Genomic DNA, 13,411 nt, shown 5'->3' with positions numbered 1-13,411 from the left:
GTCATCCCTCCATCAACGGGCCCGAGTGGTGCGACCACAGCTTCCACCCGACCGGTGTCTCGACCAGCACGTCGGTCGCGACGCCGCGCCCTCCCGCGAAGACCGTGGGCGCCTCGCCCGCCGCCTCCGACAGGACGTTCTCGGTGCAGGAGACGACGGCCACGCTGCCGCGTCGGAGAACGCTGACGTCGGTGAGGATGAACTGGATGTAGCCCACGTTGGCCATGAGCATCGCGAACGAACGCACGATCGTGGGTGTGCCGAGGATCGCCTCCGCCCCCGGGTGGACGCACACGGTCTCGTCGCCGGGCAGCCACAGCGACGTCATGAGGTCCAGGTCGCCGTGCTCGATCGCGTCGTAGAAGGCCTGGTGCGTGCGGAGCACGGGGTCGGGCTGGTCAGCCACGGCGCCACCGTTCTGCGACGCGGACCGCGTCGGCGTTGTCGGGAACTTCATGGACACGGATCGCCCAGGCGCCGGCGGCCGCTGTCAGCGCCGTGACAGCCAGGGTGGCGGCCTCGCGGTGCAGCGGGTCTCGCAGGACGCCGTCGGGCTCGGCGAGCAGCTCGCCCAGGAACCGCTTGCGGCTCGCGGCCACGAGGAGCGGGTAGCCCAGCTCGGCGAAGGCGGCGAGGTGGGACAGGACGGTCCAGTTCTGGTCCCCCCGCTTGGAGAAGCCGATGCCGGGGTCGACGACGACCTGCTCCGGGCGCACGCCGGCGGCGAGCGCGGCCTCGACCGAACGGCGCAGCTCGGCGACCACGTCGGGGACGAGGTCGGCGTACGCCGTCGCGTCCTCGTCCTGCATCCGCGCCGAGTGACCTCGCCAGTGCATGACGACGTACGGAACACCCGTACGGGCCGCGACCTGGAGGATGTCCGGGTCGGCGAGGCCGCCGGACACGTCGTTGATGATGCGCGCGCCGGCAGCGACCGCACGCTCGGCGACCTCGGCGCGCATGGTGTCGACGGAGACCACCACACCGCGCTCGGACAACGCCCGCACGACCGGCTCGACACGGGCCAGCTCGGTGGCGGCGTCGACGCGCTGTGCTCCGGGGCGGGTCGACTCGCCACCGACGTCGACGATGTCGGCGCCGGACTCCACGAGGGCGATGCCGCGGCGGACCGCGTCCTCGGCGTCGAGCCACCGCCCACCGTCGGAGAAGGAGTCGGGCGTCACGTTGACCACGCCCATCACCTGGCATCGGCCGGCATCGGGCAGCAACGGCACGGCACGTCGCTCGAACATCAGCCGCCCTTGATGAGCGCCATCGCCTCGGCCCGGGTCGCCGGATCACGCAGCTGACCGCGCACCGCGCTGGTGACCGTCTTGGCTCCGGGCTTGCGGACCCCACGCATCGTCATGCAGAGGTGCTCCGCCTCGAGCTGCACGATCACCCCGAGGGGACGCAAGGTGTTGGTGAGTGCGTCGGCGATCTGTGTGGTCAGCCGCTCCTGCACCTGCGGGCGACGGGCGAAGATGTCGACCAGGCGCGCGAGCTTGGACAGCCCGACCACGCGCCCGTCGCTGGCGGGGATGTAGCCGATGTGCGCGACACCGGTGAACGGAACCAGGTGGTGCTCGCACATCGACCACAGCTCGATGTCCTTCACCAGGATGAGCTCCTCGTGGTCGACCGCGAAGGTGCGTGACAGCACCTCCGCCGGGTCGTGCCGCATGCCGGCAAAGATCTCCTCGTACGCCCGGGCGACCCGCGCGGGTGTGTCCTGGAGCCCGTCTCGGCCAGGATCCTCACCGATCGCGATCAGCAGCTCGCGGACCGCCGCCTCGGCCCGCGCCGCGTCGAACGTCGGGAGCGACCTCGTCGGCTCGTCGCCGCCGGACTCCGCCACCTCAGCGGTCTCCGGGAGACGGCGGCTCGGGAGTGCCTCCCGTCGGGTCGGCACCCGGGCCGTGGATGTCGGTCCCACCCTGACCCGGGGCGAGCACGATCGTGCCCTCCTCCGAGTCACGCTCCGGCTCGTGGCCGTTGATCTCCTTGGGCGAGATCACCGGTGGGAGCGTGGAGGGCTTGCGCGTCTCCGAGCCGGTCCAGGGAGGACGCGGCGGACGACGTCGCAGCGGCTCGAAGATGCGCGCGACCGACTCCTTGTCGAGCGTCTCGCGCTCGAGGAGCTCGAGGACCAGGGCGTCGAGCACGTCGCGGTTGTCGGCGAGGATGTCGAACGCCTCCTGGTGGGCGAACGAGATGAACTTGGTCACCTCTTCGTCGACGATCGCCGCAAGCTCCTCGGAGTAGTTGCGCGAGTGCCCGATGTCGCGACCGAGGAACGGCTCGGAGTTGTTCTCGCCGAGACGGACCGCGCCGATCCGCTCGGTCATGCCGTACTGCGTCACCATCGCGCGGGCGAGGTTCGTCGCCTTCTCGATGTCGTTGGCCGCACCGGTGGTCGGATTGTGGAAGACGAGCTCCTCGGCGGCACGGCCGCCCATCATGTACGCGAGCGCGTCGAGCATCTCTGCCCGCGTCTGGCTGTACTTGTCCTCGTCCGGCAGCACCATCGTGTAACCCAGGGCACGGCCACGCGGAAGGATCGTGATCTTGTGCACCGGGTCGCTGCCGGGGAGTGCCGCGGCGACGAGAGCGTGCCCGCCCTCGTGGTAGGCGGTGATCTTGCGCTCGTGCTCGCTCATCAGGCGGGTGCGCTTCTGCGGACCGGCGACGACCCGGTCGATCGCCTCGTCGAGCGTCGCGTTGTCGATCAGGGCGTCGGACTGGCGCGCGGTGAGCAGAGCCGCCTCGTTGAGCACGTTGGCGAGGTCGGCGCCGGAGAAGCCGGGCGTGCGTCGCGCGACGGACTGGAGGTCGACGTCGGCAGCCAGCGGCTTGCCGCGGGAGTGCACCGTGAGGATCTGCAGACGGCCCTTGAGGTCGGGGGCCTCGACGGCGATCTGGCGGTCGAAGCGTCCGGGGCGCAGGAGCGCGGGATCGAGCACGTCGGGACGGTTGGTCGCCGCGATGAGGATGACGCCACCCCGCACGTCGAAGCCGTCCATCTCGACCAGAAGCTGGTTGAGGGTCTGCTCGCGCTCGTCGTGACCGCCGCCGAGACCGGCACCACGGTGACGACCGACGGCGTCGATCTCGTCGATGAAGACGATCGCGGGAGCATTCTCCTTGGCCTGCTCGAACAGGTCGCGGACACGGCTCGCGCCGACGCCGACGAACATCTCGACGAAGTCGGAGCCGGAGATCGAGTAGAACGGCACCGCCGCCTCGCCGGCCACGGCACGCGCGAGGAGCGTCTTGCCGGTGCCGGGCGGACCGTAGAGGAGGACGCCCTTGGGGATCTTGGCGCCGACCGCCTGGAACTTCTGCGGGTCGGAGAGGAACTCCTTGATCTCGCCGAGCTCCTCCACCGCCTCGTCGGCCCCGGCGACGTCGGCGAAGGTCGTCTGAGGCGTGTCCTTGGCGATGAGCTTGGCCTTGGACTTGCCGAACTGCATCACGCGGCCGCCGCCGCCCTGCATGGAGTTCATCAGGAAGATGAAGAGGAGGAAGATCAGCGCGAACGGGAGCAGGAGGCCCAGCAGGTTGCCGAGGAAGCTCGGCTTGGGGATCTGCACGTCGTACGTCTTCATCTCCTTGTCGGAGACGCTCTGGTCGGCGAGCTTGCGCAGCTGGTTGCCCTGGTTGCCGAGCCAGTTGGCGCGCACCTTCTTGTCGTCGTCGAGCGTGGCACGGATCTCGTTGTCACCGGCCCCGACGAACGTGGCCTCCGAGACCTTGCCCTGCTCGAAGTAACGGACCATGGTCGCGGTCTTGACCTCTTGGTAGCCGTTGTTCGACGACACGATCTGGAGCAGCGCGAGCACCGCGATGACACTGATGATGATCCAGAGCCACGGGCCCTTGAAGATGCGTTTGACGTCCATGATCCGAGGCCGCGCCTCGCTCCTCCTGCGTAGGAATGCGTACGGTGAACGACGTTACACGCCTCGACCACGGCGGCCGGACGACTCGTGTCCCCAGGTGCTTCAACGATCGGCACCCTGGCCCATGTTCCCAGAACGGCCGATCACGTGTCCCGGACTACCCCGCACACGGGGCGAGGAGGTGCGTCAGGAGGAGTAGACGTGCGGCGCCAGGGTGGCGATGTCGCGCAGGTTGCGGTAGCGCTCGTCGTAGTCCAGGCCGTATCCCACGACGAAGGCGTTGGGGATGTCGAACCCGACGTACTTCACGTCGACGGCCATCTTCAGGGCCTCCGGCTTGCGCAGCAGGGTGCAGATCTCCACCGACGCCGGCTTGCGCGAGCGCAGGTTGGAGGTGAGCCACGACAGGGTCAGACCGGAGTCGATGATGTCCTCCACGATCAGCACGTGGCGGTCGGTGAGATCGGTGTCGAGGTCCTTGAGGATCCGGACGACGCCCGACGACGTCGTGCCCGAGCCGTACGAGGAGACGGCCATCCAGTCCATCTCGACGTCGCGGTCGAGAGCCCGCGCGAGGTCGGCCATGACCATCACTGCGCCCTTGAGGACGCCGACGAGGAGCAGCTGCTGCCCCTCGTAGTCGCGCGTCACCTCGGCGGCGAGCTCACGAAGCCGGGCCTGGATGTCGGCCTCGGAGATGAAGGTCTGGTCGAGCGCGAGGTCGCCCTCGATCTGCGATGCGTCCACGTGACCAGCGTGACACAGACGGCTCAGCCGCAGGTGCTCGGCCTCCGGAACTCCAGGGCGCCTGCGGCGCGGATCACAGCGACCCCGCCCGGCAGCGCCGGGCCGCCCTGGCCCCGCCACCGCGTGACGAGACCCTCGACGTCGGCGACGTGGGCGGCCGTGAGGTCTCCCGCCGGGCAGCCGGCGTCGATGGCGACAGCGCGCAGGACGCGAGTCCGCATCGCCCGGGGCAGCGCGGCCAGGCCGGCGACGTCCAGACCGCCGTCGGGCCGCGAGACCTCCTGACGTGCGTGGACGGCCAGACCGTCGAGCAGATCGGCGTCGTCACGGAGCAGGTCGGCGCTGCGCGCCAGCGCCCCGCTGATGCCGGGGCCGAGGGCCTGCTCGACGACCGGCAGCACGTCGTGCCGCACGCGCACCCGGGCGTACCGCTCGTCCTCGTTGTGCGGGTCGTCCCACCAGGTCAGCCCCGAGGCACGGCAGACCGCCTCGGTGTCGGCGCGCGTGAGCGTGAGGAGCGGACGCCGCCACGGGTCGCTGCGGGGCGCCATGCCCGCCAGCGACCGAGCGCCGGACCCTCGGGCGAGCCCGAGCAGCACGGTCTCGGCCTGGTCGTCACGCGTGTGCGCCAGCAGGACGGCTGCGCACCCGTGCCGGTGCGCAGACGATGCGAGCGCAGCACGGCGCGCGGACCGGGCGGCGGACTCCTGCCCACCGGAGCGACCCACCTCGACCGCCTCCACGTCCGCCTCCAGCCCGAGCTGCCGTACGACGTCCGCGGCGTCGCGAGCCACGCTCGCCGAACCCTCCTGAAGCCCGTGGTCGACGACCAGAGCACGCGCGCAGAGGCCTCGACGGGGCGCGACGAACGCGGTCAGCGCCGCCAGCGCGAGCGAGTCGGCTCCCCCCGACACCCCGAGGAGGACCCCCGTGCCCGGGGCGAGGTCGTCGAGAGCACCGGCGACCGCACGTCGTCCGCGGGCGACCGCCGGGTCGAGCCGACCCTTCCCGCGCGGCGCGCCCTCCACGGGGACGCCCTCAGCCGTGGACCCGCGCGACCCAGAGATCGGGCTTCTCGATCTCGGCCGCGGACGGGAGGTTCTCGGGCGCCGCCCACACCGCGTCGAAGCCGTCGCGCCCGACCTGCTTCTCGACCGTACGGACGAACGCGGCGCCGTCGCGGTACTGACGCATCTTGGCGTCGAGCCCGAGGACCTGGCGCACGATGCGGTCCAGCGGCCCACCGCTCCCGCGCCGCTTCTCGAAGCGCTTGCGGATCTGCGCGACCGAGGGGATCACCGACGGGCCGACGCCGTCCATGACGACGTCGGCGTGTCCCTCGAGCAGCGACATGACGCCGGTCACCTTGTCCACCACTTCACGCTGCTGGTCGTTCTGGAGCACCTCGATCAAGGAGACGCGCTCGCCCTTGACCATCCGGCCGGCCGCCTTGCCGAGCTCGCCGAGCGACCGCGAGACACCCTCGGGGTCCATGTCGGTGGCGTCGACGAGCTGGTCGATCAGCCCCTGGACGTGCGCACGCATCCACGGCACGGCGGTGAACTGGACCCGGTGGGTCTCCTCGTGCAGGCACACCCACAGGCGGAAGTCGTGCGGGTCGACGTCAAGCTCGCGCTCGACATGGACGACGTTGGGCGCCACCAGGAGGAGGCGGCCGCCGACCGGCACCCCGTCGGCGCCGGCGGGAGCGGTGAAGAACGGGTCGAACTGACCGAGGACCTTGGTGGAGAGGAACGCGAGCGCGGCCCCGAGCTCGGCCCCGGTGATCCGAGAGCCCACGGAGCGACCGATCCGGCCTGGCGTCTGCCCGCGGTCGGCTGCCGCACGCGACGCCTTCGTCAGCATCGGAGCGAGCACGACCTCGAAGGACGCGACGTTGGCCGCGATCCATCCCGGCCGGTCGACGACCAGGATCGGGGCGCTGGCCGCGGTCGCGGACAGCCCTGTGAACTCCCGGACCGAACCCTCCGAGCGGGCCGCCCCCTCACGCAGCTCGGCGACGGCGTCAGCTGCCTCGGCGCCGGCGACCTCCGGGCCCGTACGCGTCATGCGTACGGCCGTGGCGAGCGCGAAGTCCCAGTCGATCATGCTCTGCGTCATGCGCCGAGCCTACGCGGCTGTCCTCACTCACGAAGGGAGACGTTTTGTGACAGTGTGATCCAGGTAACACCGACTGCGTACCGACGACGCCCTGCCGACCCCAGGAGAGATGCCATGAGCACCGTCGACCGCGAGCCTGGTTCGAACACCACCGACGTGGACCAGGCATTCCTCGGGAGCGCCACCTACCGCAGTCTCGGCGAGCAACGCCTGTCACCGCAGGAGGAGCGGTTCGAGAAGGCGCGACGCACCTCCGGTCTCGCGCTCGCGCCGCTCGCCACGATCGTCATGCTGCTGATCCCGTTCGACCTCCCCGACCAGCAGCACAAGCTGGCCGCGGTCCTCGTCGGCGTCGTGATCCTGTGGGTCACCGAGGCGGTCCCGATCCCGGTCGGTGGCTTCATCGGCATCGCCGCGATCGTGCTGATCGGCGTCGTCCCGGCTGACGACGCGCTGGCGCCGTTCGGTTCGTCGACCGTCTTCACGTTCATCGGTGCCTTCATCCTCGCCCAGGCGATGCTCAAGCACGGGCTGGCGAAGCGGTTCGCGATGTTCGTGCTCAACCTGCCCGGCGTGGGGACGTCCACGACGCGGGTCATCATCGCGTTCGGCGCCATCACCTGTCTGCTCTCGGCCTTCGTCTCCAACACCGCCACGGTGGCGATGCTGCTCCCGACGGCCATCGGCATCCTGACCGTCATCGCGAAGCTCATGCAGTCCCAAGGCATCGTCGAGGACGACTTCGATCCCCTGCGGCTCCGGGTCGGCGCGGCGCTGATGCTGATGCTGGCCTACGGCGCGAGCGTCGGTGGGCTGCTGACCCCGGTCGGGTCCCCGCCCAACCTCATCGGCCGCGGCCTGATCGAGGAGGCGACCGGGGAGACGATCGCGTTCCTCGACTGGATGCTGCTCGCGATCCCGGTCTGCGCCCTGATGTTCGTCGCGCTGGCCGTCGTCCTCCTCCTGGTGAACCGGCCCGAGATCAAGCGCCTGGAGGGCGTCGACGAGTGGGTCCGCGCCGAGAAGGCCGAGCTCGGTCCCCTCTCGCGCGCGGAGAAGAACACCCTCCTCGCCTTTGTCGTCACCGTCTCGCTGTGGATCCTGCCGGGCATCGTGGCGCTGGTGGCCGGCACCGAGTCGGGGACGTACGAGACAGTCTCCGACCGCCTCGACGAGGGCGTCGTCGCGGTGCTGGGCGCCTCGCTGCTGTTCCTGCTGCCCACCGACTGGGCCAACCGTGAGTTCACCCTCCGCTGGAGCGACGCCACCAAGATCGACTGGGGCACCGTCGTCCTCTTCGGCACCGGCATCATCTTCGGATCGCTGCTCGCCTCGACCGGCCTGGCCGAGACGATCGGCAACGGGGCCTACAACTGGCTGGGTCTGAGCAGCGCGGTCCTCCTCACCGCCTTCGCGGTGGTGCTCGCGATCGCGGTCTCGGAGACCACGAGCAACACGGCGTCGGCGGCGGTCGTGGTCCCGATCATCATCCCGATCGCGATGGCGGCCGACGTGAACCCGTTCGTCCCCGCGCTGGCGGCGACGTTCGCGGCGTCGTTCGGCTTCATGCTCCCGGTGTCGACGCCGCAGAACGCGATCGTCTACGGCTCCGGCGTGGTCCCGATCACGCGGATGATCCGTTCGGGCATCTCGTTCGACGTCATCGGCGCGATCCTCATCATCGTCATCCTGCCGTTGATGATCTCGGTGCTCGGGCTGGGCACCTGAGCCGACGATGACGCAGCAGATCGCGGTGATCCCGGGCGACGGGATCGGGCCGGAGGTCGTCAGCGCCACCCGCACGGCGCTCGACGCGGTCGCACGGTCGCACGGGCTGGACCTCGCGTACGACACCTTCGACTGGTCGTGCCGCCGCCATCTGGAGCAGGGCGCGATGATGCCCGCGGACGGGCTGGACCTGCTCCGCCCGTACGACGCGATCCTGCTGGGCGCCGTCGGGTGGCCCGGTGTCCCCGACCACGTGTCGCTGTGGGGGTTGCTCATCCCGATCCGGCGGACCTTCCGGCAGTACGTGAACCTGCGCCCGGTGGCGGTGCTCGACGGCGTCGACAGTCCGCTGCGCGACGTCCGCGCCGGTGACGTCGACCTGGTGGTGGTCCGCGAGAACGTCGAGGGCGAGTACAGCGAGATCGGTGGCCGGCTCAACCGGGGCTTCCCCGACGAGATGGCGGTGCAGGAGTCGGTGTTCACGCGTGCGGGCGTGACGCGCGTCGTGGACTATGCCTTCGAGCTTGCCCGTGCCCGCAGCGGCTACCTCACGTCGGCGACCAAGAGCAACGGCATCGTGCACACGCTCCCGTTCTGGGACGAGGTGGTGGCCGAACGTGCCGAACGGTTCGGCGACGTGCGCTGGGATGCCGAGCACATCGACGCGCTCGCCGCGAAGCTCGTGCTCGAGCCCGGGCGGTTCGACGTGATCGTGGGCTCCAACCTCTTCGGCGACATCCTCAGCGACCTCGCGGCCGCGGTGGCAGGCAGCATCGGCGTCGCGCCCTCGGCGAACCTCGACCCGACCCGGACGTTCCCCTCGATGTTCGAGCCGGTGCACGGCTCGGCTCCCGACATCGCGGGCCGGGGAGTCGCCGACCCGGTCGGCGCTCTGTGGTCCGCGGCGATGATGCTCGACCACCTCGGTCACGAGGAAGCCGGGGCCGACCTCCTGGCCGCGGTGCGGTCCACGGTCCGCTCGCCCGCGACCCGGACACCGGACCTCGGCGGGACGGCGCGTACGACCGAGGTCGCCGACGCGGTCGCCGCGGTGGTCAGCCGCTAGCGCAGGTGCAGGCCGACAGCCGGGCGGTGATCCGGTCCAGGGTCGTGCGCGCGTCGAGCGTCTTCGGGACCGGGACCCGGTCGGTCATCAGGACGAACCCGACGGGAGTGCCGTCACGCGTCGTCGTCGTGCCCGCCAGGCTGTGGACGCCGCTCAGCGTGCCGGTCTTGGCGCGGACGGCACCGAGCGCGGGCTCCGTCCCGGTCGCGGTGAACCGCGCGGCGAGGGAGCCGTTGAAACCGGCGACGGGATAGCGGTCGAACAGCTCCGAGCCCGAGGTGACCACCGCGAGCATCGACGCGAGGGTGACCCGGTTGCCGCGTGCGAGGCCGCTGCCGTCGTAGACGGTGTTGCCCTGCCACGGGATCCCCAGACCGCTCAGCACGGACTCGACCGCCTTCACGCCTCCCGCGAAGCTCGCCGGCTGGTCCTCGGCGAGCGCGATGTGGCGTAGCAGGACCTCGGCCGCCTGGTTGTCGCTGTTCTCGATGACCGACTGGACGATCTGTGCCACCGTCGCGCTGGTGATGGCAGCGAGCTCCTCCGACTCCACCGGCCGTGCTGCCTTCGCGACCGTCGAGACGGCGATGCCGCGGGCCCTCAGCTGCCGGGCGAAGACCTGCGCCGCCTGGCGGTCCGGCTTGGCGCTGCGTCGCCATCCGTCCATGCCCTGATCGACCCACAGGGCGCTGACCGGGGTGGTGACGAACGAGGTGATGTAGGTCGGCTCCCACGCCGGACTGACCGCCGGGCCGGTGAAGAGCGACGGGTCATACCCCAGCGAGACCTCCGTGACGCCGTCGGCCTTCAGCGCGGCGGCGGTCCGGCGGGCGAGCTGGGCGAGTGACGCCTGCTGCGGGTACGACCCACGGGCCTCGGGGCCGGACGTAGCGGTCAGGTAGGGGTCGCCGCCGCCGACCAGGACGATGCGGGCGGGTGCGGGCGACGGTGCGTCGGTCGCCGGCGGGGCGGCGGTGCCGGGGGTGACCGACCCTCCCGTGCCGGTGCCGGTCGTGTCGTGCAGGACCGTCGTGCGGAAGCGGTGCTCGGCGCCGATCGACGTCACCGCCGCCAACGCGGTGAAGAGCTTGAGCGTCGACGCGGGCGCGAAGGTGCCGGTGCCCGAGGACCACACCTGCTTGCCCGTCGACAGGTCGGAGACGGCGAACCCGACGTGAGAGCCGAGTGCCTTGCGTCCGAGGAGCGGGCCGACCGCCTTCTGGACCGCGGCGGCGTCCAGCCCGGGGTCCGGTGCGGCAGCGAGGACCGGTCGGAGGGCGGGCGCGGGCGGGGTGTCGGGGACCGCGGCCCGCTCCGGCTGGCGGGCCTCGCAGGTGCCGTCCTCGCAGACCCACCGGTCGAGGTAGCCCAGGCCGTACGCCGCGACTCCGCCGCCGGCGATCAGCAGCACGACCGCGAGCAGCAGGTAGGGCCACGCACGGCCGGCCTCGGAAGTGCGCGATCGCATGCGGACGAGCCTATCCGGCGGGGGCGAACGTCAGTGGCGTCCCGGCGTGCACCAGCCGCCAGTGCGCGTGCGTCGAGGCGTACGGGGCACCCGCCGCGAGGTAACGCTCCACCAGCGTCCGCAGTGAGTCGCAGACCTCGTGGACGACCGGCGCCTCGGCGACGTCGGGGTACGCCGCCGCACCGGAGGCGCGGTATCGGCTCACCACCACGTGCAGCGGCTGGTCGTCGGCGAGGGAGGCGCCGTCGTACGACAGCCCCGTGATCCGCCGGCCGACGGTCCGCGCGAGGTCGATGTCGTAGGTCACCGGTGCGTCGATCCCGTAGGCGACGTCGTAGTCGAAGTCCGGCGTCCCCAGCGGCGTACGAGGGGTGGGCGCGTTCGTGAGCGTGTCGGGGTCGTGATCCCCGGCGGTCGTCACGCCGTGGAAGAAGGCGGCGGCGTGCTCGAGGTGCGCCCTCAGGCGCCGTCCGTCCAGGGCGACCACCACGATGCCGCTGTCGAAGGTGCAGAGCGCCGCCACCTGACGGCGGCGTACCGGGCCGACCGCGATGGATGCGTGGCGGCTCGTGGGGCTCACGAGGCTGATGAGGGGCACGTCGGCATCTGCTCGGCGACGGGCGCCCTCGGCCTGGGCGCGGGCGACGAGCGCGAGTGCGTCGGTGGCTCGATAGCGCGCCGGCTCGGCATCGACGGCTGTGACCGCGTGCCCGACGATCTGCGCGCCCAGGGCCCGGACGTGGGTGTGCTGCGGCTCGACCAGCGAGACCACGGCCGGGTCCTCGGGGGATCGCGCGGTGTCGACGAGGCGTGCCCGCGAGTCCAGGACGCACCAGCGACCGCCTCGGACGGTGAGGTCGAGCTCGACGACGGCGACGCGCATCCCCCAGCAGAGCGGCTCGGTCAGCACCACAGTGCGGCCGTCCGGCCCGCGTTCGCGGTGTTCGGCGACCTCGACGTGCGCGTGCCCCGCCACGATCACGTCGATCCCCGAGACCTCGCGGGCCAGCGCGACGGCGGCGTTCTCGCGGGTCGCCGGCTCGACGATGCCGGAGTGGACGACGGCGACGACGACGTCCGCACCACGCCCGCGCACATCGTCGACCAACGGTCCGGCAGCGGTCACGAGGTCGTCGAACCGGAGCTGCGCCGCGACGTCGCGGTTCCACGTCGTCACCTGGGGAGTCGTGAGACCGATGATCCCGACGCGGACCACCGCGCCGCCCGCGAGCGGGACGTCCCGGACCAGGCCTCCCTCGAAGGCGGGGACCCCGGTCGCGGCGTCGCGGACGTTGCCGGCGAGGAGCGGCGCGTCGAGCTGCTCGCGCAACCTGGTGAGCGCGGCGACACCGTAGTCGAGCTCGTGGTTGCCGAGCGTCACGGCGTCGTAGCGGAGGTAGTTCATCGCCGCGGCCATCGGGTGGAGCGGCGGGTCGTCGTCGCGGAGGCGGCCGGAGTAGTGGTGCGCGAGCGCACTCCCCTCGAGCAGGTCGCCCGCGTCCACGAGCAGGGCGCCAGGGGCGTCCGCGCGGATGCGCTCGACGACCGAGGCGACCCGAGCGAGTCCGATGCCGTTGCCGTAGACGTCGGCGTACGGGGCGTCGGTGCCGTAGTCGAAATCGCGCACCTGCCCGTGCAGGTCGGTCGTCGCGACCACGGTGAGACGTGCGGTCACGGCCGGCACGTGGTGTTGCCCACGTCACAGTCGATCACCCGGTGTCCTGCCGTCTTGCGCACGTACGAGACACTAGACACGCCGTGCGTGTCGGGTCGGACCGGCCCGGACACCCGCGCACGAGCCGGTCGCCGAGAACCAATGGAGGAACAGTGCTGGAATTCGACGTCACGGTCGAGATCCCCAAGGGCGTACGCAACAAGTACGAGGTCGATCACAAGACCGGGCGGATCCGGCTGGACCGCACCCTGTTCACCTCCACGCAGTATCCGGCCGACTACGGCTTCATCGAGAACACCCTCGGCCAGGACACCGACCCGCTCGACGCACTCGTCCTGCTCTCCGCGCCGACGTTCCCCGGCTGCCTAATCCGCTGCCGCGCGATCGGCATGTTCCGGATGACCGACGAGGCCGGTGGCGACGACAAGGTCCTCTGCGTACCCGTCGGCGATCCCCGCCAGGAGCACCTGCAGGACATCCGTCACGTCCCCGAGTTCGACCGGCTGGAGATCCAGCACTTCTTCGAGGTCTACAAGGATCTCGAGCCCGGCAAGTCCGTCGAGGGCGCCGAGTGGGTCGGCCGTCGCGAGGCGGAGCTGGAGGTGGAGGCGTCGTTCAAGCGCGTCCACGAGCAGCCTGCCCACGACGAGGACGGCGAGCACTGATCGTCCGCTGAGACTGCACGGAGGCCGCTGATCCCAGAC

The 13,411-nt window shown here is 71.1% G+C and carries 12 protein-coding genes; 3 read left to right on the top strand and 9 right to left on the bottom strand.

Features of this window, described 5'->3' with window-relative positions; translation table 11 throughout:
* Position 1: 1 nt before the first annotated feature.
* The 7 genes from KV097_RS00835 to KV097_RS00805 form a co-directional block, all read right to left on the bottom strand.
* Entirely contained in the window at positions 2 to 406 is a 405-nt protein-coding gene (locus KV097_RS00835; protein WP_301022113.1) for a nuclear transport factor 2 family protein, read from the bottom strand.
* Complete coding sequence (folP, locus tag KV097_RS00830; RefSeq protein ID WP_255558999.1) at positions 399 to 1,253, bottom strand: dihydropteroate synthase; 855 nt, start codon at positions 1,251 to 1,253, stop codon at positions 399 to 401. The genes KV097_RS00835 and folP overlap by 8 nt, the downstream gene beginning before the upstream one ends.
* Complete coding sequence (folE, locus tag KV097_RS00825) at positions 1,253 to 1,858, bottom strand: GTP cyclohydrolase I FolE (protein ID WP_220342257.1); 606 nt, start codon at positions 1,856 to 1,858, stop codon at positions 1,253 to 1,255. Before folE ends, folP begins: the two co-directional genes overlap by 1 nt.
* Before the next feature lies 1 nt (position 1,859).
* Positions 1,860 to 3,902 carry an ATP-dependent zinc metalloprotease FtsH gene (gene ftsH, locus KV097_RS00820; protein ID WP_220342258.1) on the bottom strand — a complete coding sequence of 681 codons (2,043 nt, stop codon included), beginning with the start codon at positions 3,900 to 3,902 and terminating at the stop codon, positions 1,860 to 1,862.
* A gap of 186 nt (positions 3,903 to 4,088) precedes the next feature.
* Positions 4,089 to 4,649, bottom strand: coding sequence for a hypoxanthine phosphoribosyltransferase (hpt, locus tag KV097_RS00815; protein WP_220342259.1), 561 nt, complete (start codon positions 4,647 to 4,649; stop codon positions 4,089 to 4,091).
* Positions 4,650 to 4,672: 23 nt separating this feature from the next.
* Positions 4,673 to 5,677, bottom strand: coding sequence for a tRNA lysidine(34) synthetase TilS (gene tilS, locus KV097_RS19575; RefSeq protein ID WP_220345448.1), 1,005 nt, complete (start codon positions 5,675 to 5,677; stop codon positions 4,673 to 4,675).
* Between the two features lie 10 nt (positions 5,678 to 5,687).
* On the bottom strand, positions 5,688 to 6,770 hold the full coding sequence (locus KV097_RS00805; protein ID WP_255558998.1) for a zinc-dependent metalloprotease: 1,083 nt from the start codon (positions 6,768 to 6,770) through the stop codon (positions 5,688 to 5,690).
* A gap of 114 nt (positions 6,771 to 6,884) precedes the next feature.
* Here KV097_RS00805 and KV097_RS00800 point away from each other — a divergent pair, with 114 nt between their 5' ends.
* Together KV097_RS00800 and KV097_RS00795 are read left to right on the top strand one after the other, a co-directional pair.
* Entirely contained in the window at positions 6,885 to 8,498 is a 1,614-nt protein-coding gene (locus tag KV097_RS00800) for a DASS family sodium-coupled anion symporter (protein ID WP_220364827.1), read from the top strand.
* Between the two features lie 7 nt (positions 8,499 to 8,505).
* Positions 8,506 to 9,564, top strand: coding sequence for a tartrate dehydrogenase (locus KV097_RS00795; protein ID WP_220364826.1), 1,059 nt, complete (start codon positions 8,506 to 8,508; stop codon positions 9,562 to 9,564).
* On the opposite strand, the gene dacB is transcribed toward KV097_RS00795, so the two are convergent.
* Together dacB and KV097_RS19570 are read right to left on the bottom strand one after the other, a co-directional pair.
* On the bottom strand, positions 9,554 to 11,032 hold the full coding sequence (dacB, locus tag KV097_RS00790; protein ID WP_220345450.1) for a D-alanyl-D-alanine carboxypeptidase/D-alanyl-D-alanine-endopeptidase: 1,479 nt from the start codon (positions 11,030 to 11,032) through the stop codon (positions 9,554 to 9,556). The genes KV097_RS00795 and dacB overlap by 11 nt on opposite strands.
* 10 nt (positions 11,033 to 11,042) lie before the next feature.
* Entirely contained in the window at positions 11,043 to 12,707 is a 1,665-nt protein-coding gene (locus KV097_RS19570) for a bifunctional UDP-sugar hydrolase/5'-nucleotidase (RefSeq protein ID WP_220364825.1), read from the bottom strand.
* 155 nt (positions 12,708 to 12,862) lie between these two features.
* On the opposite strand from KV097_RS19570, the gene KV097_RS00780 reads away from it, so the two are divergent.
* On the top strand, positions 12,863 to 13,372 hold the full coding sequence (locus KV097_RS00780) for an inorganic diphosphatase (protein ID WP_220342560.1): 510 nt from the start codon (positions 12,863 to 12,865) through the stop codon (positions 13,370 to 13,372).
* The last annotated feature ends 39 nt before the right edge of the window (positions 13,373 to 13,411 follow it).

The sequence above is a fragment of the Mumia sp. zg.B17 genome (assembly GCF_019550915.1).
Taxonomy (GTDB): Bacteria; Actinomycetota; Actinomycetes; order Propionibacteriales; family Nocardioidaceae; genus Mumia.
The sequence above is the reverse complement of the archived record's forward strand: the minus strand, read 5'-3'. Positions and strand labels throughout refer to the sequence as shown.